The sequence below is a fragment of the Halioglobus sp. D3-4 genome (assembly GCF_055809315.1).
The window spans coordinates 4,682,874-4,702,549 of record NZ_CM147907.1 but is presented as its reverse complement, the minus strand read 5'-3'; the positions used below and the strand labels follow the sequence as shown (position 1 = coordinate 4,702,549).

19 protein-coding genes and 1 tRNA gene are annotated in these 19,676 nt (G+C 54.5%); 9 read left to right on the top strand and 11 right to left on the bottom strand.

The window, feature by feature from the left end:
• The first annotated feature begins 46 nt into the window (after positions 1 to 46).
• From AC0L6S_RS20825 to AC0L6S_RS20810, 4 genes are all read left to right on the top strand, one after another.
• Entirely contained in the window at positions 47 to 1,168 is a 1,122-nt protein-coding gene (locus AC0L6S_RS20825; protein WP_473426025.1) for an integrase core domain-containing protein, read from the top strand.
• Positions 1,169 to 1,466: 298 nt separating this feature from the next.
• Positions 1,467 to 2,093 (top strand): TetR/AcrR family transcriptional regulator, encoded by a 627-nt coding sequence (locus AC0L6S_RS20820; protein WP_473426024.1) that lies wholly within the window; start codon positions 1,467 to 1,469, stop codon positions 2,091 to 2,093.
• Positions 2,094 to 2,349: 256 nt separating this feature from the next.
• Positions 2,350 to 4,080 (top strand): FAD-dependent monooxygenase, encoded by a 1,731-nt coding sequence (locus tag AC0L6S_RS20815; RefSeq protein ID WP_473426023.1) that lies wholly within the window; start codon positions 2,350 to 2,352, stop codon positions 4,078 to 4,080.
• A 6-nt stretch (positions 4,081 to 4,086) separates the two neighbouring features.
• Positions 4,087 to 4,266 carry a VOC family protein gene (locus AC0L6S_RS20810; RefSeq protein WP_473426022.1) on the top strand — a complete coding sequence of 60 codons (180 nt, stop codon included), beginning with the start codon at positions 4,087 to 4,089 and terminating at the stop codon, positions 4,264 to 4,266.
• Between the two features lie 24 nt (positions 4,267 to 4,290).
• Here AC0L6S_RS20810 and AC0L6S_RS20805 read toward each other — a convergent pair whose 3' ends face one another.
• From AC0L6S_RS20805 to AC0L6S_RS20780, 6 genes are all read right to left on the bottom strand, one after another.
• Positions 4,291 to 5,136, bottom strand: coding sequence for a glutathione S-transferase family protein (locus tag AC0L6S_RS20805; RefSeq protein ID WP_473426021.1), 846 nt, complete (start codon positions 5,134 to 5,136; stop codon positions 4,291 to 4,293).
• Between the two features lie 23 nt (positions 5,137 to 5,159).
• The gene (locus tag AC0L6S_RS20800; protein ID WP_473426020.1) at positions 5,160 to 7,337 is read right to left on the bottom strand and encodes a TonB-dependent receptor; all 2,178 of its coding nucleotides are present in this window, start codon (positions 7,335 to 7,337) and stop codon (positions 5,160 to 5,162) included.
• A 66-nt stretch (positions 7,338 to 7,403) separates the two neighbouring features.
• Complete coding sequence (locus AC0L6S_RS20795) at positions 7,404 to 8,900, bottom strand: arylsulfatase B (RefSeq protein ID WP_473426019.1); 1,497 nt, start codon at positions 8,898 to 8,900, stop codon at positions 7,404 to 7,406.
• A gap of 55 nt (positions 8,901 to 8,955) precedes the next feature.
• Positions 8,956 to 9,732, bottom strand: coding sequence for an SDR family oxidoreductase (locus AC0L6S_RS20790; RefSeq protein WP_473426018.1), 777 nt, complete (start codon positions 9,730 to 9,732; stop codon positions 8,956 to 8,958).
• A 35-nt stretch (positions 9,733 to 9,767) separates the two neighbouring features.
• Complete coding sequence (locus AC0L6S_RS20785; RefSeq protein ID WP_473426017.1) at positions 9,768 to 11,417, bottom strand: FAD-dependent monooxygenase; 1,650 nt, start codon at positions 11,415 to 11,417, stop codon at positions 9,768 to 9,770.
• Between the two features lie 39 nt (positions 11,418 to 11,456).
• Positions 11,457 to 11,915: a hypothetical protein gene (locus AC0L6S_RS20780; RefSeq protein ID WP_473426016.1), complete on the bottom strand. Its 459-nt coding sequence runs from the start codon at positions 11,913 to 11,915 to the stop codon at positions 11,457 to 11,459.
• Positions 11,916 to 12,108: 193 nt separating this feature from the next.
• Here AC0L6S_RS20780 and AC0L6S_RS20775 point away from each other — a divergent pair, with 193 nt between their 5' ends.
• Both AC0L6S_RS20775 and AC0L6S_RS20770 read left to right on the top strand, forming a co-directional pair.
• Positions 12,109 to 13,014 carry a fumarylacetoacetate hydrolase family protein gene (locus AC0L6S_RS20775; RefSeq protein ID WP_473426015.1) on the top strand — a complete coding sequence of 302 codons (906 nt, stop codon included), beginning with the start codon at positions 12,109 to 12,111 and terminating at the stop codon, positions 13,012 to 13,014.
• 185 nt (positions 13,015 to 13,199) lie between these two features.
• Positions 13,200 to 13,877, top strand: coding sequence for a TetR/AcrR family transcriptional regulator (locus AC0L6S_RS20770; RefSeq protein WP_473426014.1), 678 nt, complete (start codon positions 13,200 to 13,202; stop codon positions 13,875 to 13,877).
• A gap of 241 nt (positions 13,878 to 14,118) precedes the next feature.
• Here the strand turns inward: AC0L6S_RS20770 and AC0L6S_RS20765 are convergent, their stop codons facing one another.
• The 4 genes from AC0L6S_RS20765 to AC0L6S_RS20750 all read right to left on the bottom strand — a co-directional run bounded on the left by AC0L6S_RS20765 (position 14,119) and on the right by AC0L6S_RS20750 (position 17,521).
• Positions 14,119 to 14,256, bottom strand: coding sequence for a hypothetical protein (locus AC0L6S_RS20765; protein ID WP_473426013.1), 138 nt, complete (start codon positions 14,254 to 14,256; stop codon positions 14,119 to 14,121).
• Positions 14,257 to 14,357: 101 nt separating this feature from the next.
• Positions 14,358 to 16,148: an arylsulfatase gene (locus AC0L6S_RS20760; RefSeq protein WP_473426012.1), complete on the bottom strand. Its 1,791-nt coding sequence runs from the start codon at positions 16,146 to 16,148 to the stop codon at positions 14,358 to 14,360.
• A gap of 50 nt (positions 16,149 to 16,198) precedes the next feature.
• Positions 16,199 to 16,582: a DUF4345 domain-containing protein gene (locus tag AC0L6S_RS20755; RefSeq protein ID WP_159170952.1), complete on the bottom strand. Its 384-nt coding sequence runs from the start codon at positions 16,580 to 16,582 to the stop codon at positions 16,199 to 16,201.
• Positions 16,583 to 16,615: 33 nt separating this feature from the next.
• Positions 16,616 to 17,521: a DUF302 domain-containing protein gene (locus AC0L6S_RS20750; protein ID WP_473426010.1), complete on the bottom strand. Its 906-nt coding sequence runs from the start codon at positions 17,519 to 17,521 to the stop codon at positions 16,616 to 16,618.
• A 163-nt stretch (positions 17,522 to 17,684) separates the two neighbouring features.
• On the opposite strand from AC0L6S_RS20750, the gene AC0L6S_RS20745 reads away from it, so the two are divergent.
• The 3 genes from AC0L6S_RS20745 to AC0L6S_RS20735 all read left to right on the top strand — a co-directional run bounded on the left by AC0L6S_RS20745 (position 17,685) and on the right by AC0L6S_RS20735 (position 19,545).
• The gene (locus tag AC0L6S_RS20745; RefSeq protein ID WP_473426009.1) at positions 17,685 to 18,584 is read left to right on the top strand and encodes a LysR substrate-binding domain-containing protein; all 900 of its coding nucleotides are present in this window, start codon (positions 17,685 to 17,687) and stop codon (positions 18,582 to 18,584) included.
• 262 nt (positions 18,585 to 18,846) lie between these two features.
• A complete protein-coding gene (locus AC0L6S_RS20740; RefSeq protein WP_473426008.1) occupies positions 18,847 to 19,032 on the top strand; it encodes a hypothetical protein in 186 nt (61 codons plus the stop codon).
• Between the two features lie 15 nt (positions 19,033 to 19,047).
• Positions 19,048 to 19,545 carry a hypothetical protein gene (locus AC0L6S_RS20735; RefSeq protein ID WP_473426007.1) on the top strand — a complete coding sequence of 166 codons (498 nt, stop codon included), beginning with the start codon at positions 19,048 to 19,050 and terminating at the stop codon, positions 19,543 to 19,545.
• Positions 19,546 to 19,568: 23 nt separating this feature from the next.
• Here the strand turns inward: AC0L6S_RS20735 and AC0L6S_RS20730 are convergent.
• Positions 19,569 to 19,644 (bottom strand) — tRNA-Lys (locus tag AC0L6S_RS20730).
• Between the last annotated feature and the right edge of the window lie 32 nt (positions 19,645 to 19,676).

Sequence of the window (19,676 nt, the reverse complement as noted above, 5' to 3'; positions counted from 1 at the left end):
TAAGCATTTGGGAGGTCCCCAAATGCCTTGGAAAGAGTGTAAACCGATGGAGAGCCTGCCCCTCTTTACTGGGCATGAACGACTGAAGTTTGTTGCCCGCGGCCTCGATGGGGAGAGCATGTCTGCTCTATGTCGAGAGTTCGGCATCTCCAGACCTACAGGGTATAAAATCTTTAACCGAAACAAAGAGTCAGGGCTGGAAGGGCTACAAGACCGCACCCGCAGACCCTACCGCCATGCCAATCGCCTGCCGTTCCAGGTGGAGCGCACTATCCTGCAGCTCAAACGCGAGTACGACTGGGGCGCCGTCAAGATCCGGGACAAGATCATTTGCGATTATCCGATGATCAAGCCACCGGCCAAGAGTACGATTCACGCAATACTTGAACGTCACGGACTGGTCAAAAAACGGCGTCGCCGCCGCTATCGAGCAGAAGGGACGCCATTGAGCGATGCTCAAAACCCCAACGGGTTGTGGTGCACAGATTACGAGGGTGAGTTTATGCTGGGCAGTCGCCATTACTGCTACCCGCTCACAATCACAGATTACAGCTCACGCTACCTGCTCGCATGCGAAGGGTTGGAATCAACCAAGTCTCAATTCGCTTTTACCGTTTTCGAGCGTATGTTTAAGGAGTTTGGACTGCCCGACGCTATTCGTTCAGACAACGGTATTCCCTTTGCTTCTCCCAATGCCCTCTTTGGGTTGAGTCGGCTTTCGATCTGGTGGCTACGCTTGGGGGTCAATATCGAACGCATCAAACCGGGGAATCCACAGCAAAATGGTCGCCAGGAGCGCATGCACCTGACGCTCAAAAAGGAAGCAACCAAGCCACCTGGCTATAACTTCTTGCAGCAGCAGGAGCGCTTTGACAGCTTCGTGGATGTTTACAATAACGAGCGCCCGCACCAGGCATTAAACGGTCGCTATCCCGGCGATCTGTATACACCTTCCACAAGCGTCTATAGGCCGCCTGAGGAGCCGGAATACCCTTACCATGACCGCACAATCCGCATCACCCAGTGCGGTCGAATTTGCATCGGAAGGAAAAAGATCAACCTCAGTACCGTGTTTGCAGGTGAAAGTGTCGGAATTAGAGAGGTTGATGACGAGATCTGGCTTGTCAGTTTCATGGAGTATGATCTAGGATTCTTTGATGAGGAATAGGGGCGGGTCGAGCCTGCTACCAATCCTTTTGTACCGGAACTGGAAACTATGTGCCCGGTATTAGGTGTAAACCATGTTTCCGGGCAGGACCTTCATTTATATGGTGGGCTGTTGAATTGCACGTTCGATTGACCCACTTTTGATGATCTTTGCACTGAATAGTTGACCCGACCTTAAAGCAATTTTCGTGAATAATTTCATGCAGTTATCCCAATCAGCATGGTTCAATGTTCAGTGCAATTACTGGGTCAAATTTGGATGCAATTCAACACACAGCGACCAAAAAGCAGGCACCAAATTGAACGAAACCACCAGAACAACACGGCAAAAACAGCGCGACGCAACGCGTGGCCGCATTCTGAAAGCGGCAGTTAAAGCGTTTACTCAGAAGGGTTTTCACGGGGCCAGTACCAGGGATATCGCAAAGCTGGCCAACACCAACCAGGGGCTTATCACCTACCATTTCAGCAGCAAGGAAGCGTTGTGGCGCGCCGCCGCCGACAGCCTTATGGACGCCCTGGACCGCCGTCTCAGGGAACGCACAGGGGCATCGCGCGTGTCCGACAAACGAGAATATGCCCGGGAGACAATCCGGGAGTACGTGCGCTTTGTCGCCGAGAATCCAGAGTTCTTCCGCTTAATGGTTGATGAGGGAAGAATTGCAGACAAGCGCATGAACTGGCTGGTGGATACGCATATAAAACCGCGCTTTGCAGCCATCACACTTGAGATAACGGAGATCGCAGGCCTGGAAAAACCGCTGGTGCCGCATGCATTCTATGCGCTGGCCGGCGCCGCTTCGCTGATCTTCGCCGTCGCCCCGGAATGTCTGCGCCTAACAGGGCTCAATCCACGCACCACCGAAGCGATAGAAACCCACGCTGAATTTGTCGCTAATCTGATGGTGCCGCCTGCTACACGCTAACTGCGCTGCTCATCGCTCCCACCACATCAGCAGCTTGCGCGCCTGAACCGCAGTTCAACCCGCGCGCGGCAAGCGAATAGCACCCACGTTTTCAATCCTCGTTTTCCTACAAGAAGCCAGCTTCAGGGCGGCAGGGGCGAAAGCACACTCTCTCAAAAGGTCCCACTCCAAACTTCACGTTATTCATTTGACAAGTGTATTGAGGGTTCCTACAATTATCTTATTCACTTGAATAACCAAAAATGCGGAGATACCCATGAGATCTATCAACACAGACATTCTGATAGTGGGTGCAGGCCCCGCTGGTCTGACGGCGGCTGCACTACTGGCTCGAGAGGGTGTAGATGCGCTCACCCTGACCAAATACGGCACGGCAAATGCACCACGTGCACATATCACGAATCAACGCGCTGTAGAAATACTGCGCGATCTGGGTGTCGAGGATAAAGCCGTAGCACGAGCCTTACCGCAGGAACTGATGGGCAAGCAGGTTTTCGCCACAACTTTCGCGGGCCAGGAACTGTCGCGGATGATGACCTGGGGCGCCGGGGATGACCGTATCGGTGAGTACCGCGCAGCCAGCCCGAGTGCCATGTGCAACATCGCTCAACACGTGCTGGAACCGATACTGCTCTCACATGCCCAGCAACTGGGTGCCGATATCCGCCTGCACCACGAGGTACTGTCTGTGCAGCAAACGGATGACCATGTCACTGCGCACGTGCGGCCCAGGAATGGTGACGAGGAGTTTGAAGTGATCGCCAGGTATGCCATCGGGTGTGACGGGGCTCGCACCATCGCTGGTCGGGACGGCAACTTTGAGTTTGAGGGGCAGGCAGGGCTCGGAGACGCCGTAACCGTATGGATAGAGGCTGACCTCCGACGTTATACGGCGCACCGCTCTGGCGCACTCTTTTTTACTATCACACCCGGTAGTGATGACATGCTGGGGGTCTGGACATGCGTCGAGCCGTGGAATGAATGGAGCACTATTTTCCTGCGGCCTGAGCTGACGCCCAACGACCTGGAAGAATCAAGCATACGAGAAAGCGTGCGAGCCGCGATTGGCAACGATGAAATCGAGTTTACGATCAAGAAAGTGAGCCCCTGGCAATTCAACCATGTGGTAGCGTCAACCTACCGCAAAGGCCGCCTCTTTATTGCCGGCGACGCCGCGCACCGTCACCCACCTGCCAACGGCCTGGGCAGCAACACCTCCATGCAGGACAGCTATAACCTGGTGTGGAAACTGGCTTTGGTTTTGCGCGGCAGGGCCGGCGCCACACTGCTTGATAGCTACAGCGCGGAGCGCCAACCGGTGGGTCGCCAGATCGTCGACAGGGCTAACAAGAGTGCCGCCGATATGTTGTTCTTGTTTGATGCCATCGGGCTCCAGGACCAGATGAGCCCCGAGGAGACCGACGCACACCTGTCGTGGCTGTTCGGCCCGGAAGGCGAAGCACAAAGAGCGAAAGTACTGGAATCTCTGAATCTTACCAATGAGCAGTTTAATGCACTGGGAGTGGAACTGGGACAACGATATCAGTCTGGTGCGGTAGTAAGCGATGGCACGGCGGCGCCGTTACACGAGCGTGACCCTGTTCTGCACCACCAGCCCTCGACCTACCCGGGCAGCCCCCTACCGCACGCATGGCTCGCGATGGGCACAGAAGATGTCTCGACACTTGATATCTGCGACTACGGCCGCTTTACGGTGATTACCGGCGCTGGCGGACAAACATGGCTTGATGCGGCGCAGCAGGTTTCAGCGGAGCTGGGTGTCGACATCACTGCCAAACAGGTCTCACTGGGAATGGACATCAATGATGTCTACCAGCACTGGACAACTCGCCGCGAGATAGCGGATGGCGGCTGCGTGCTGGTCCGTCCGGATCGTATCGTAGCGTGGCGTAGCATGGGGCCGATTGAAAACGCCGTGGTGCAGTTGCGCGATGTAATGCGGACGATTCTACATACTGAGGATTGAAAATGAATGACCACCGTTTTATCGACCCCGTCAGCCACTCGACTGCGGGAGGCGACCATGACCGCAGCGAGTTCGCCCAGGCTGCAACTTGGACACACCACCCTGGTAGCGCGGAATATCGATCGCCTGATTGAATTCTACTGCGAGGTACTGGGCTTTCATGTAACCAACCGCGGGCTGAAATAACGCGCCCGAAGAGCCAAAGCGAGTTTAAACAAAATCCGCTACCTGCTTTCCCCTGATGCGGTTTTTCAGCCTATGGACCGCGAATACTGCTCGACTGAGGCGGGAAAGCGGCTGTTTGGCGTCCGCACGAAAGGCGGGGCGCGACGCCATTTTGAGATAGTGTCGATACAGATTCCTGTGGCGCTGCAGAGGATAGCCAACCCGGAACACCCGCTGCATACTCACGAACCATGCAATGTCGACAATCGTCATTCGTTCGCCCATCAGCCATGGGGATTTTGCAATGAGCGCATCCAGCCGAGTGAACGCATCATTGAAGCGCGCGCAGCTTTCCTGCAACTCGGCGCGACTGGTGCCGTCGGCCAGCTTGGTACGCCACCATCGAATATCACTTGCACGCTTCTCGTCGATCGCGCCATTGTCCTGTTGTGCGTCCAGCTGTTGTTCGCTCTTGAGCGGCAAGGGCCCGAACTCCAGAGTGAGCAGGCGCAGATCGCTATGCAGAGAGTCCTCCAACGCCAGCCACGAACGAGCCTCTTCTTCACCCGTCTCGCCGCTGGCAAAGAAGTAGCTGTTCCCAGGTTTGGCATACTGCGCGTCCAGGTAGGTCATAATGTCATTACTCTCTACATGAACAACGCCATCGTGCACCAGCACAGGAACCACACCGCGTGGATTGATTCCGATAAACCAGGGTGTCGCATTCTCATGCTTGAGCAGATTCACTGGATGCGGCGTCCAATCGACCTCCAGCTCTCCGAGCACAAGGCGCACCTTCTGTGAGCAGGAAGAACCCTGGAAATGCAGCAGGTGCAGTCCCTGCCAACCCTTTACTTCATCGGTTGTAACGCGTTCTTGCGGGATAATCATGGTATTGCCTCGCTGGTATGGCGTCAGAAATCGTACCGCACGCGGAAACCGTAGCGCCTGCCATTGGCAGCCGTTGCAATGATCTCAGTTTCGCGCCGGGTTATCTGGCTGAAATACTCTTCGTCTGTCACATTCTGTACAAACGCAGACACGGTCCAATGATCGCCCGGGGGCAACACTGCCAGGGTGATATCACCGAGGGTATAGCCGGATTGCTTGGTCGCCGGGTCGTTATCATCTACATCAAAGTTGTAGTCATCTACCCAGGTCCAGTCCGTACCGGCCACTATTTGCCAATCGTTCGCCATCTCAAGACGGTATTCCAAGGAGAACATGACGGTATGCTCCGGGCTTGCAGGCAGAGGGTTGCCACTGAAGTCCTGTCCGCCAGGACCCACAAAATCGTTGTACTCAGCGTCGAGGTAGGCATAGGCAAGCCGCGTGGAAATGCCATACGGCAAGAGCCAGCGCAGGTCCATTTCCGCTCCGCTTATATCGCTTTGGGCGGCATTGTCGGTAAAGGCAACGGGTACACCGTCGCTAATGGACGAATCCACTCGCTGTACCTGCAGGTCTTCGTACTCGTAGTAAAAGGCCGCGGCATTAAATCGCAGCGAATTCTCCAGCAGCTCTGTCTTGATGCCCACCTCGTAGGCAGTAAGCTCTTCCGGATCGAACAACTGGCGGGCCAGTGCTTCGTTGATCGCCGTGAACTGCACACCGCCGGACTTGTAACCCTCGTTATAGGAAACATAGACCATCAAGTCATCCTCTGGCTCCCAGCGCAGCGCGACTTTGGGATCAAAGGATGTCCAGTTTTCATCGTCGGAGTAAACAAAAGGTTCAAGTACGGCCGGCAGGCCTGGTAGAGTCGTCTGCGCGGCAACACTGAAATCCTTTTCGTCGTAGGAGTAACGCCCACCCACGGTGAGGGAAAAGGCATTGGGCAAGTCGAAGGTATACTCGCCAAAGACCGCCCAACTCGTTGTGTCTACATCAACAGTGCCCGAGTCCACCACGTCGGGCTGTCCACTGAGGAAAAACTGCAGGGAATCCTCACCCCAGGTAAAGGCATTATCACTGGAGGCTGAGTCATAGTAGAAAAATACACCTACCAGAAAGTTCTCATCAATGACCCGAAATTCCTGTGACCAGGTGTCTGAGTTGGTATCAGTAGTCGATAGGCCGATATCCGCCGCGCTCGCATCAAAATCCTCGAACACTTCGTCATCGGTATGCTGATAGCCGGTAATAGAAACGAGGCTGAATTCGCCGAGCTCCTTTGCAATACGTAAATTCCCCATGAAGGACTTACCGGTATAGTGCCCATCTTCACTGATCGGATATTTGTACAGATCATTATTGACGGTGTACGTTACACCCGGTGTTCCAAACAAAGGATTGATTGTGCCGTCGCTCCCTGTGGCGGAGTTTTTTTGCAACAGGGCTTTCTGTTCACGCTTGGAATAGTTAAGGCCGGCGAGTATCGATAGCGTGTCACTGGCCTCCCAGTTTGCCTGCAAACGCGATGCAAACGTTTCCAGATCGTTGGTTGTACCGGTGAGCGTGTTTTCGAGCATCCCGCCTTCCTCCAGCGTGCCGAGAGATAAGCGCATATCGACATTCTCGGACACCGCGCCAGAAAGCGCGCCCCTGGCGATGTAACTGTCCTCATTTCCGCCACCGGCTTCCAAGAAACCCTCAACCTCGCTGGTGGGACGCCGGTTCGTAACATTGATAGCACCCGCCGCAGTGTTGCGTCCCAGCAAAGTGCCTTGCGGACCCTTCAGTACCTCCACTCGCTCCGTATCCAGAAAGCCCAGATCAGCACCGCTGAAGCGCGGTATATAGATTTCATCAACGAATATGCCCACCGACCCTTCAGAACCAATATCAAACTTCCGACTCCCAACACCCCGGATGCGAACGAACGTACGCGAGGCATCCTGCTGCGGAATTCTCAAACCCGGGGTAAAGTTTTGCAGCTGTGTTGCCGACAGGATGTTCTTCTGTTCCAGGAAATCGCCGCTCAGTGCGGTGATAGCGATAGGAACATCCTGCAGGCCGGCCTCCCGTTTCGTGGCCGTAACAAGCACCTCCTCCAATTGCTGCGCCGCAGCCTGCCCACTTACGAACACCGCAAGGCATGCACTTGCAAGTGCGAACAGGCAGTGGCTTTTTTTCAAGTGATTGTTGCTCATGAGCCATTCTCCATTGTTCCTCGCCACAGCAGCTAAAGCGCGGTGCGGGGATATTATTGTTGGGAATCAATCGTGCGATGGCAGTTCCGACCAGGGAGGCCGGTCTTCTATTCCACCAAAAAAATCGGGGTCGCCAACGACTTGCCACAGGGGCAAGTTCAGAGTTTCCCCTCTGTAAGATTGAGCCAGCGCTCGCTGCAAACGTTTTGAGAGAGCCGGATGTTGGGTCACCACATTGCGCTGCTCCGCAGGATCCTCATCCAGACGGTACAGCTCTGCTTGGCCGCCGTTCGGCACCACCAGTTTCCATGGAAACCGAATGATCGCCTCACCGTCGAAACCGGTCAGAACGTAATCCTCAAGTAATGCTTCGCTTGCGCCGTGAATGTCCGGCCAGCGATCAGAGCCTGCGAGCGCACTCCCGACTCCCGGCAATCCGGCAGCTGACAGAATCGTGGGCAGGACATCGGTGGTAGTCACCACGCTGGCGATCACCGCAGGGGCCAGCGTGCCAGGCCAATACACGATTGCGGGCACGCGAGTGCCACCCTCATAAACCGATTGCTTGCCCCCCCGCAGCGGGGTATTGTCGCCGGCACCGTGCAGCAGATTGACGCGCAAAAACTCCAGGGCTCGCAGCGGAACGGGCTCATCGCCAAACCAGTCATCCAGGGTTGACGCAATGGCGCGCAGAGACGGCTGTGCTACCGACGGGTTGAGCCCACCGTTGTCACTGATAAACCATACAAGCGTGTTATCCAGGATGTTCTGCTCTCGCAACGATTGAATCAGTGCACCGATTGCAGCATCCATTTCAGACACCATAGCCGCATGCAGGCGTCGATTATGATCAGGCAGATTTTCATACGCCTCCACCGCACTGTGCGGCGCTTCACCGGGCAGGTGAGGTGCATTGAATGCCAGGTAGAGAAAGAAGGGGCGGTTCGTATCGCGTTCGCGCACCAGGCGCAGCGCCTCGTCCCGTAACAGGTGGGTGGTATACCCTTCCTCCCGCAGTGTTACCCCGTTGCGCTGCCAGTCAAGGCCACCGCCATGCACATGATCCCAGTAACCGATACCGCCGGTAACGTGTCCGTAGAAGTGCTCAAAGCCTCGGCTGTTAGGTCTGAACTGTGGCTCCCTGAAACCCAAATGCCACTTTCCGGCCATCCAGGTCTGATAACCGGCTTCCAGAAAATACGCGGGCATCATGGTTTCCGACACAGGTACACCCGCGGGCTGCTGTTTACTAAAGGGAGACACAACACCCAGCGCCAGGGCGGACTGACCCGTCATCACTTCGGCACGGGTGGGGCTGCAACTGGGCTGCACATAGAATCGCTCCAGCACAACACCCTCTGCAGCCATTGCATCCAGATGGGGTGTCAGAATCTCACTGCCGTGGTAACCCACGTCGTTCCAACCCAGGTCGTCAGCGAGGATCAGTATCACATTGGGCTGGGCCTGGCTTGCATAGGCAATGCGGGGTAGCAGCCCGGCAATGAACAACACCGTAAGGACGGCGATCATCTGGCCTGCGGCGGCATAAACGCTGCCGCGCATGAGACTGTCACGGCAGTCGTATTGCCGCCGAAACAGTAGCACGCAGGAAAAAGGACTAGATGAGTCCATCGTAAGAGCCACCATCCAGCTGGATGTTCTGCCCCGAAATGTAGCTGGCCTGTTCACTGCACAAGAAGGCGCAGGTATCTCCGAATTCTTTTGGGCGGCCAAAACGCCCTGCGCTGATGCGTGAGACCAACTTCTCTCGCGCCTCTTCATAGCTGATACCGGCCAGTGTCGACATCAGCTCCGCGTTATCGTGCTGACGGCCGGTATCGAACATTTCCGGCAGCAGATTATTGATCGTGACATTGGCAGCCACCACCTCTTTGGAAACTGCTTTGGTCAGCGCGGTCAACGCAGTGCGGGTAGCGCTGGAGATACACATGATCGGGTTGGGTGATTTCACCATCGCCGACGTGATGTTGATAACCCTCCCGAAGCCGCGTTCTTGCATACCGGGCAACACCGATTGAATCATCATGATCGGCGCCATCATGTTGGCCTCAATGGCGGCGTTCCAATCGTCGGCTGTACTTTGTGCAAAGCCGACCGGGTTGGGGCCGCCATTGTTATTCACCAGGATATCCGGCTGTGGGCACGCTTCCAGCAGTGCGGCACGACCGTCCGCCGTGGAGACATCGCACAACACTGTCGTGACCTCGCCACCGGCAGTACGAATTTCATCCGCACATGCCTGCAAGGCCTCCTCTGTGCGGCCATTGATAACCACACTCACGCCTTCCCCCGCCAGCGAGATAGCGCAGGCTTTTCCGAGCCCGCGGCTCGAGGCGCAGACGATGGCGCTTTTACCACTGATATTCAGGTCCATAGCCAAACTCCCAACTCTGTTAGAACTCGCATGCCTTACGCTGCCAGCCCCTTTTTTGTGATCTGTTCAACAGCAGTATTCAGCGCGTTACCGCCTGGCAGCAGCGCTGCTATATGCCCGTCTGGCCTTACCAGAACATTGCCATTGCAGAGCCCCAACTCGAGCAGAGCCGCCTCATCACCGTCGAAATCTGCAGGGCAGGAAACCACTCGGTGAGGTATGTCGAGTTGGGCCGCGCCCGATTCGTTACCTTTGCCAACCAGCAGCGTGAAGGCGATTGGCGATAGCAACTCATGACTGGACACGCGCGCGCCCGAGCGGCGCAACCAGACATGTGGCAGACGCGCACCAACCTGCAAGAACTGCACTTGTGAGGCGTAGGGATCAGGCGGCTCTGTGCGCCCATAGTGAGCACCCAGGTGCAGTGCAAGCCCATCGAAATGCACGCGCTGATCTTCAATACTCGCTTGTAACAAACGCCATTGTTCCTCGTCTGCCTGCAGGCTGGTGAGGTTGGGCTGAGTTCCAGGTTCTGCAAATACACCCGCATGATTGAAAACATCCAGCATCTTCATAGCGTTCTCGAGACTGAAATTGGCGTTATTGTTGGCGACGGGCCGGCGCTCACTGTCGTAAGTGTCCAGCAGCGCCTCTGACGCCCAGCCATTGAGCACACCCACCAGTTTCCAGGCGAGATTGTGAGCGTCGCCAACACCGGTATTCAGTCCTAAACCGCCGCTGGGCGGATAACGATGCGCCGCATCACCGACCAGAAAAATACGACCCTTGCGGTAGCCACTGGCGACCTCAGACGTCATATCCCAGTCGCGGACGCTGACGATGTCCAGCGCGATGTCGCCGGCACCAATAGCGTCTCGAGCGAGGGCCACGCAGGCCTCATCGGTCAGGCCGTCAGCAGGCGCAGTCGCCGGGTCATACGGATACATGAATACCCAGTTGTCTCGCATATCGTAGGCCAGGAGAGTGCCAGCACATTCCTGCTTGAGAACCCAGTAAAGAATCGCTGGTTTGGCTGCAACCACAGCGCTGAGGTCTGCGCGGAAGTGTACGTTTTTGAATTTTTGAATCAGCCCCGCGCCTTCCATTGCAATGTGCTGGCTTCTGCGCACCGGGCTGTGCGCGCCATCAGCCGCGACCAGATAATTGCTGTTGATTACTATGGATTGCCCGTGCCTTGAGCTAATACTGGAGGTTACGCGCGAGTCGGTCTGTACGCAGCTCTGCCATTCCCAACCCCGCTCTACCCGTATATTGCTATCGGCCATTACCTGGTCGTACAAGACCTGTTCTGCACAAGGCTGGGCAATGTTAAACAGCGGGTGGGGTGTTGGGACTGTTTCGGGCGCATGCATACGCTCATAGGGAACGGCGCCAAATTCGCCGCCACTGAGAGTATCTACCCACCGCACCCAACCACTTTCTTCATCCGGTGTGGCGTTCGCGCGCAGGCCATCCATGTCTACGCCCAGAGCTGAAAAAATCTCCAGAGTACGACAGTTGAGCGCGTGAGCTCGGGGTGCTCCTGAGATCGATTCCCGTCGATCAATAATTATTGACGTGACACCGAATTGACTCAGGGCCAGCGCCGTGGTCATTCCTGACGGGCCACATCCCACTATGAGTAATGGTGTTTCGAGGTGCTCAGGTTGCTTGTTATCACTCATGCACATTGCCTCTCGTTGCGAGCTACACAGCCGGTCAGATCAAACTGTTACGCCATGTATATTGGCAACTGCCACGGCCAGGACTATCGATAGAATACTGAAGCCGAACAGGTTTGTATCGACTTTCACCGTGCGTCCGGGGAACTTGAAATTGAAAGGTTTTATGCCGTTAGGGTCTGCCAGTGTGCCGTCGAACAAGCGCATGCAGGCCAGCGTTACGTAGAACGAACCCAGAATTATGGCGGTCAGCAGTGACACTAACTTCAATTGCAGGTCGTACTGCACCACCGGCACCCAGATTAGAGCCAGCATGACCAGCGTGTTAGTACTGTTGGTGACGACTTGCCAAACCACATGAAATCGAGCATGGCCGGGCCAGAGTGGATTGGTGGCATGGGTGGCGTTGAAGTCAGCTTTAGCCGGGCCAATACACAGCATTACCGCCAAGATGGTCAGCAGCATACGCGCTACCAGATTCTGCTCAAACAAGGTTTCCATAGTGCGCCTCCGTAGTTGCGAAAGCGCATAGTACCCATGTTGCACTAAAAGTACAACACGTTGTAAATATATTTTGTTGCTATATCCTAAGCGCCTGAACAAACGTCACAGGTGACCTATGGGACTATCAGTAATACGCTTTATACAACCGCTCCAAACCACCCCGTCATGGGGAATAATCAAAGACGGCAAGGTGCATTCCTTACCCTGGCAGGACGAGCAATTGCGTACTGTGATCGAAAACCTCCCGTCCAGACGCTCACTCGCAGAGAGCGACAATTATTCCACAGGGCTCTCGATTGATGACGTCACGCTACTTAGCCCACTGACGCAGGACAGTCGCCTGATTTGCCAGGGGCTCAATTATGCCCAGCATCAGAAGGAAGCCGGGCTTGACAAGGACGGCGTCGACCCTGAAGACAATCTGATTTTCATGAAATCAAGTGCCTCGCTGTGCGGCGCCAGGGACGACATTGTCAGACCTGCGGAGTGTACACTACTTGACTACGAGGCGGAGCTTGGACTGGTGATCAAGCAGCCGATCACTGGACCGTTGCAGGTCTCGGCCACGATACTGAATGATCATGTGGCGGGCTTTATCATCTGCAACGACGTCTCATCTCGCGACCAGCAGATCGGGGCGCCGGGGATGCAATGGTTTAAAGGCAAGAGCTACCGTACTTTCTGCCCCGCCGGGCCTGTGTTGTATTTACTCGATGAAGGCGAGATCAGCTATCTGGACAAGCTGCTGCTACGCCTGTGGGTGAACGGTGAACTTCGCCAGCGCGCCAATACGTCGCAGCTCATTCACAAACCAGCCGACACGCTCGTCTACCTGTCCCGCTTTGCCAACCTGCAACCGGGCGACTGCCTGCTAACCGGGACACCCGGTGGTGTGGCACTGCAGGCGGATCTGAAAACGGGCCTCGCCGTTTTACTGAATCTTCGACGGGACTCTCAGCGCAAAGAGAAGTTCAGACGTGCGCAGATGAACAAACCCAGGTACCTGAAGGATGGTGATATCGTGGAAATCGAAATCACCAGTGAAGATGGCGAGGTTGAATTGGGGCGTCAATGCAACAAGGTCAGCGCCCCGTGAAAGCCCCTTGATACGGGCACTGTAAAGGGGTTGGAGCAGAGGGTACGCGAATAGCAGTGACACGCGACCTATTTGCGCGGCGTGAACGTAGGTCGTATTATGGCGCGAGAGCGCGTCGCGCAATGATCAAGCCCCAGAGGCTCTAAATTCTGACACAGACCTACCACGCAAGGAATGAAAGTACGTTGAGTCAAAGGGAGCAAAACAAGCAGGAGAAACGCACCCGTATACTGACCGCGGCGCAGCAGATTATTGAGGATGAAGGGATCGACTACCTCACCATGCGCTATCTTGCCGAGGTGGCAGACGTCAGTTCCAAGACGCCCTACAACTTGTTTGCTTCAAAGACGGATATCCTCCTCACCATTTTGCTGCAAAGCTTGCAGCCGTTGCAGGACCGCGACAACCCTGCTGAACAGCGTCTGGGCATTGCCACCCTGCTAATGCTACTGGAGTCGCTGCTGGGGCTTGAAGCAAAACGAGAGGCATATTTTCGCAGCATTCATTGGGCGATCATGCGGTCCGACGATTTGGAAGCCAAGTTGGCTGGCCGTCAAACGCTTGATCGCATTATTGAGGAACATGTTAGCCAGTCGCTGAAGCACGGCGAGCTCGATAACGACTGTGACACCCACGCCCTGACAGTACACCTGGGAATTTTGCTGGCATCCGTGTTGGGCATGTGGGCCGACTCACAACTTAGCATGAAAGAAACTGTGGCCCACATCCATCTGGCATGGGCCAATAGTCTTCTTCCACATGCTCGAGGCAAGGCGCTGCGGTATCTGCGCGAGAAATGCGGTGCTTACCAAGAGTATGTGGCAAACAAAGGGGCTGCTGTGTTGAATTGCACGTTCGATTAACCCACTTTTGATGATATTTGCACTGAATAGTTGACCCGACCTTAAAGCAATTTTCGTGAATAATTTCATGCAGTTATCCCAATCAGCATGGTTCAATGTTCAGTGCAATTACTGGGTCAAATTTGGATGCAATTCAACAGACATAGACGTCATCCAGGAACAGGATGTGAAAGTGGATATTGAGGTTGAGAGCAGAGCCGACGAGCTGATAGAGCTGTGTCTGCTCCGGTTGATGGCGCTCCTAGGCAGTTTCGCCAAGGCCATCCCTGCCTTGTGCCAACATGGTGGTTCCGCCTCGGATCTCCATCGTGCTGAACGAACCGGATTGGGGCAGCAGCACGAGGAATACCACGTCCGAAGCGTGCGGTAAAACTGACATCGAAAATGACCGTCTGGACTCAGTGACGAAGAGCGATCCAGCCTGATTGTTAACCGCACGAGAACCTTCTCGCAAAGCCAAAACCGAAGGGGTTGCTTGATCTAGTGCCCCAGTTCCTTTTGCGGATTCCAGTCATCCCTCACTTCCTGAATCTGCCATTGTTCAGCATAGCCTTCATATATTTCTACCAGCTCGGCTAGCTCTTCGGGCATGCCAGCTTCAAGAGGTGTGCTTTCAGCAGGGTCGTTTCGAAGATGATACAAATGCCATTTTCCGTCACCCCACATGCCCGTGCGTACCTTTATGGCTTTGTAGTCCCCACGCACTACGTAGGCATTGCCAAACAGCTCGAAGGCTGTCCAGTCATCCGTGCCATAGACAGTCTCGGCTTCGCCATCCAGATAGCTAACCATGCTCTTTCCTGTCGGCGGAACAATATCCCTATCCTGGTAGCGCGTCATAGGGTGCTCTACACCGGCATATTGCAGTATCGTCATCGGCAAATCTTTCACCGACAAAAAGGTATCGGAGACTTCACCTTGTAGCACGAACTTGTTGCCATGGGACTTGGGCGGAACCACAATCAACGGCACCCGAATCCCGCCTTCATCAATAAACCATTTCCACCATTGTAGCGAACCGGTAGTGGCATTTGCCCACTCTATGCCAATCTGCCAGTTGGAATTGCCGTGACCTACATCGGCAATATCCTGGCTGAAGTGTTTTTCCATCCAGCCACTTAGAGCAGGGTTGCCCAATTCACCAAAGGCATCGGTGCCTTCAGGGCCATTATCCGTCATGTAAATGATAAGCGTATTATCCAGTTCGCCAGTCTCGCGCAGCCAATCCATTACACGCCCAATATGTCGATCTTGTGATTCAATCATTGCTGCGTATGTAGCGAAAATCCTGGCCTGGAATTTTTTCTCATCTGCACTGAGGCTATCCCAGGGGCGGGTGATGGGGTTTTGGACTGGTAATTTGCTGTCCTGCGGCAGGATGCCGGCGTCAATTAGTTGCTGCATTCGCTGAGCTTTGAGGCCATCCCAACCCAGTTCCAGATATTGCTCATAATAACGCTCAGCCAAACCACCGGGGGCCTGGATGGGCAAATGGGCAGTGGTGAAAGCCAAATAGGCAAAGAAGGGCCTGTCGGCGCGGCGCGACTGCTCCATGTAGCCGAGCATTTTGCCTGTGTAGAGGTCGTCGGAATAAATGCCCAGTGGACGCTCTACAGGCTTGCCGTCTTCAAAGTAGGGCATGTCGATCATCGGGGGAATCAAGCCTGCCTTAACGGCTTTTTGAGAATCCGGGTGGGCCATATTAGGAAGCATGTCACCGCTGTTCCAGTGGTTCGAGCCTCCTGCCAAAATACCGTAACTGCGGGTGAAGCCCATTTCATGGGGGCCTCGCCCGCCGTGCTGACCACCCAAATGCCACTTGCCAGTCTGGTAGGTGTCGTAGCCTGCATCACGCAATAACTCTTGAATGGTAACTGCGTTTTCTGTCAGGTAACCCTCATAGCCCGGCTTTCCTTTAGCCTCCGGGTAAACCGCGTAATCGAAGCTGGCCAGGCCAATTTCGATATTGTTATTGCCGGTAAGCAGCTGTGAGCGGGTAATGGAGCAAACGGGGCTGGCGTGAAAATTTGAGAAGCGAACACCTTGCGCGGCCATCATATTCAGTGAGGGAGTATGGATTTCGGATCCAAAGGGGCCAATGTCACCCAGCCCCATGTCATCACCCACCAGCAATAGGATATTGGGCCGTTTGGGTGTCTCTTCGGCTACCGGCCCATTCTCCGACTGCGCAATTGCGGTTTGCGCAAGTACAACAGCCAGCGCGGCGATGCAGCCCGTTACCTTAAGGGAGAATCCTGCACAATTACTCATAGTGACTCCTGAAGAAGCGATTGATTTGAAATTTGCAGCAGCGGAAGCGATCAGCTGCGCTGGTAGTTCTTGGCCAATTTGAGGGCGACAAATGCAAAGCCAATCTCGAGCAGTAGGTAGATCACGAGAAGGACACCAGGCATACCGTCAACGACAAGGCTGACAACCCGACCCAGGGCCAACCCAGCCATAAATACCACCACGCTGCACAATGCAGCAAAGCGCAAGGGTTCACGGGTTGCTCCGAGTATCCAGAAAACAACCATAGCCAGGTACAGTCCCATGACCGCGCGAAAGATATGCGCGATGTTAATCGAGTCGATGTCCACGTCATACAGCATGGGCGCCGTCACAGCAGGAACAAGGCCATAAGCAAGTGCAATCGGCGTCAAGCCCGCTGCAGCTATCAACAAAAAGATACTTTCTTTACTCATACTAATTTCCTCTCTGGGTGTTGATACCTGGCATTAGTCGCTTGCAAGGGCATCGCTAAACACTTGATTCAATCGGAAGTTAATGACGCGCAACGCCAAAGCTTTTGTCACACCCTGGCGCTCTGCCAGGGCAAGCAAATCGTTAAATGACAGGTTAACCCCGCCGGACGCGTCCTCCCAGACAAGAAACTTTTGGCAAAACCCATCCAAGCCAAGCGTCGGTGCATCCGCCATCGCCTTACCACCTGGCCCGGGTCCACCGAACAATATCAGGTAGCTAGGATTGAGCTCTATTCCAAGCTCGCGCGCATTGGCCTGAAAATCCACCACGCCAAAATGCACTGTGTCCTTCTGCTCATTAATGGCGGCATTCACCCGATCGATAGTTTCCTGATAACCATAAGGGCTTTCGATGGTGATGACCCCGTCTGGTTTCATCTCGTCACTGGCGAAAAAGGCCATTGCCTCTGGCGGAACGCCCTTGGTTATCTCACTCATAGCGTGATTGTATTTTGTACGCAGAGATTTTGTTGCGCCTGGACCGAGTTGATAGCGAGACACGAGAAAATCAAAGCTGTTGTAAATAACCTTGCTGGCGCTGTCGCCAACATCTTCGAAAGCCAGCACCCTCAGAGGAAGATCCAGTGCGACAAGCGGGTTCAGTTTTATCAGCTCTGAGTCCAGCGCTGGGTCGGAAAAAACCAGTACCGTTGCTGGAGGCATCACAGAGCCAGCTTCGTGAGCCAAACGGGAATGGTCAATGTCTAGGATTTTGGAGAGGTTCGCAGAAGAAACGAGGTTTTCGTCGACAATACTAACTAGCTGGTCAGTCCCGACATAACGTTCTGCCGAAACTGGCTCCGCGTCGCCACACCCTGCGATGATGAGACCAGGTAGCATCACAAAGAAAAAACGCATTACGATGTGTTTAGCCATCATGTTCCTAATCTTTTTGCCACCGGTTATTTTTAACCTTACGTGGTCCGCGAGAGATAGAGCGGTCAAAAAAGGCCGGAAAAGTATGGGGCAGCCTCGCGCTTAGTGCAATATAGATTCAAATTTAGTATTATTTGTTTCATTTAATGAAACTAAAGGGATTGGCTTGCTCTCCAAACAAACTCTGGACGCGCTGATATTATTGGTATCTATCGGCAACTTTAAAGGCACCGCCGCTGCCTTGGGCACCTCACCAGTGAAGCTGACCCGTATGGTTCAGCGCGCAGAGAAAGATTGTGGTTTTCAGATTTTTTCACGAAGCAGGGCTGCGACCGTTCCCACAGTCAGGGGCAAACAACTATTGGAAGCTTGCAAGGAGTTAAGTCTCGCGGCAGTCGACTTTGAGCGAAGACTTGACGCAATTCAGGGCAATACCTCCGAGGCATTGAGAGTTTCTTGCGGACCACTGGCCACACACACCGTGCTCCTGCCTTTACTGCGGGGCTTATTGGAGGAATTGCCCGATGTTGCCGCAACGATTATCGTCTCCGCTCACCGAGAACCTATCCAGCAGCTTCGAGAAGGAAAAATTGACCTTTTTATCGGTGACCTTACACATTCCACGCCGTTCGATGATATCGAAGTCATGGTGCTGGAAAAACGAGAGGTAATATTTGTCGCGAGGCCTGAGAACCCTATCATCAACGGCGGCCCCTACAGCCTGTCCGACTTACTGCAAAGGCGCCTTGCTCTGCCGCATATCCACAAATACTGGCAAACCACATTTAATGACGCCTTACAGGCAGCCGGCGCAACTGCGCCCACTCGCATCCCACAAATAGAGACCGATGATTACCAGACACTAATCTCGCTGGCGGCTACTACGGATATCATAACCGCTGGTACACAAGCTCAATTGGACGATGCGCTGGCATCAGGGATACTGGCCCGCATCAGCATGTCACATAGAATACAATACAACATCTGTTGTGCATGCCTGGACCCCCATGCGATGAACTCACTGGAGCGACTTTGGATGACGCTCGCAGATAACTATTGCGCATAGCCCAGCCTGATGACTTTTTATTTGCCTTTCAGGTGCCGAGAGTTCTGAGCTCGTCATATATCAAGATTGGCAACCGAAAGCGCATTTTCCTTAATAAACTCCCGCCGCAGCTCTACATGATCGCCCATCAGCGTGGTGAATATCTGGTTAGCCGCTATAGAAGGAAGAAGGAGGGCAGAAGAACAAGACCGTCAATGGTGCGCTGGCCACGGTACGCAGGGTACTCAACCTGAGCGCCCGGCTGTGGCGCGATGAACACGGTTTGACCTGGCTGGATTCGGCACCGCTGATCCATCTGCCGCCGCTGCACGACGCCAGGCACCCCTGCCCGCTGAGCTGGGAGGAGCAACACCGCTTGCTCAAAGCCTTGCTGGATCACCTGAGCAGGATGTGTTTGTTCAAGGTGAATACCGGCTGCAGGGATGGCGAAGTCTGTAGCTTGCAGTGAGATTGGGAGATCGACGTGCCGGAACTGGGCACCTCGGTATTTCTCCTTCCGGGAGAAAAGGCCAAGAACCGGGAGGATCGTTTGGTGGTATTGAACCAGGTGGCAAAGTCAGTGACCGAAGGCGTGCGTGGGCACCACCCGCAGCGTGTATTCACCTACTACGGCCGTCCGGTGCGCAGCATCAACAACAATGGTTGGAAGTCAGTTCGGCGCAAGTTGGACATGCCCATACGGGTACACGACTTGAAACACACCTTCGGTCGCCGCCTGCGTGCGGCCAGAGTGCCATTGGAAACCCGGAAAATACTGCTTGGCCACAAGAACGGCGATATCACCACCCACTACTCCGAGCCGGAGTTGGAGCCGGAGTTGGAGTTGGAGTTGGAGTTGGAGTTGGAGTTGGAGTTGGAGGAGCTCTTAGAGGCGGCAAACAGGGTGTGTAAAGGAAAGTTCGGAAAAACTCCGGCACTGGTCGTGCTGAGGCACCGGACGCTGAGCGCGGTAACGCGCTAAGCAGTTGATACAAAACGGGGAAATGGTGGGCCGTGCTGGATTCGAACCAGCGACCAATTGGTTAAAAGCCAACTGCTCTACCAACTGAGCTAACGGCCCCAGAAGGAGGACGGTATGGTACGGAATTGAGC

Excerpts from the sequence above, each read along its gene's own strand:
- AC0L6S_RS20765 (WP_473426013.1), bottom strand. The coding sequence starts at position 14,256 with ATGTCAGTTTTACCGCACGCTTCGGACGTGGTATTCCTCGTGCTGCTG.
- AC0L6S_RS20785 (WP_473426017.1), bottom strand. The coding sequence starts at position 11,417 with ATGAGTGATAACAAGCAACCTGAGCACCTCGAAACACCATTACTCATA.
- AC0L6S_RS20800 (WP_473426020.1), bottom strand. The coding sequence starts at position 7,337 with ATGAGCAACAATCACTTGAAAAAAAGCCACTGCCTGTTCGCACTTGCA.
- AC0L6S_RS20810 (WP_473426022.1), top strand. The coding sequence starts at position 4,087 with ATGACCACCGTTTTATCGACCCCGTCAGCCACTCGACTGCGGGAGGCG.
- AC0L6S_RS20760 (WP_473426012.1), bottom strand. The coding sequence starts at position 16,148 with ATGAGTAATTGTGCAGGATTCTCCCTTAAGGTAACGGGCTGCATCGCC.
- AC0L6S_RS20755 (WP_159170952.1), bottom strand. The coding sequence starts at position 16,582 with ATGAGTAAAGAAAGTATCTTTTTGTTGATAGCTGCAGCGGGCTTGACG.
- AC0L6S_RS20780 (WP_473426016.1), bottom strand. The coding sequence starts at position 11,915 with ATGGAAACCTTGTTTGAGCAGAATCTGGTAGCGCGTATGCTGCTGACC.
- AC0L6S_RS20805 (WP_473426021.1), bottom strand. The coding sequence starts at position 5,136 with ATGATTATCCCGCAAGAACGCGTTACAACCGATGAAGTAAAGGGTTGG.
- AC0L6S_RS20815 (WP_473426023.1), top strand. The coding sequence starts at position 2,350 with ATGAGATCTATCAACACAGACATTCTGATAGTGGGTGCAGGCCCCGCT.
- AC0L6S_RS20825 (WP_473426025.1), top strand. The coding sequence starts at position 47 with ATGGAGAGCCTGCCCCTCTTTACTGGGCATGAACGACTGAAGTTTGTT.
- AC0L6S_RS20795 (WP_473426019.1), bottom strand. The coding sequence starts at position 8,900 with ATGCGCGGCAGCGTTTATGCCGCCGCAGGCCAGATGATCGCCGTCCTT.
- AC0L6S_RS20790 (WP_473426018.1), bottom strand. The coding sequence starts at position 9,732 with ATGGACCTGAATATCAGTGGTAAAAGCGCCATCGTCTGCGCCTCGAGC.
- AC0L6S_RS20750 (WP_473426010.1), bottom strand. The coding sequence starts at position 17,521 with ATGATGGCTAAACACATCGTAATGCGTTTTTTCTTTGTGATGCTACCT.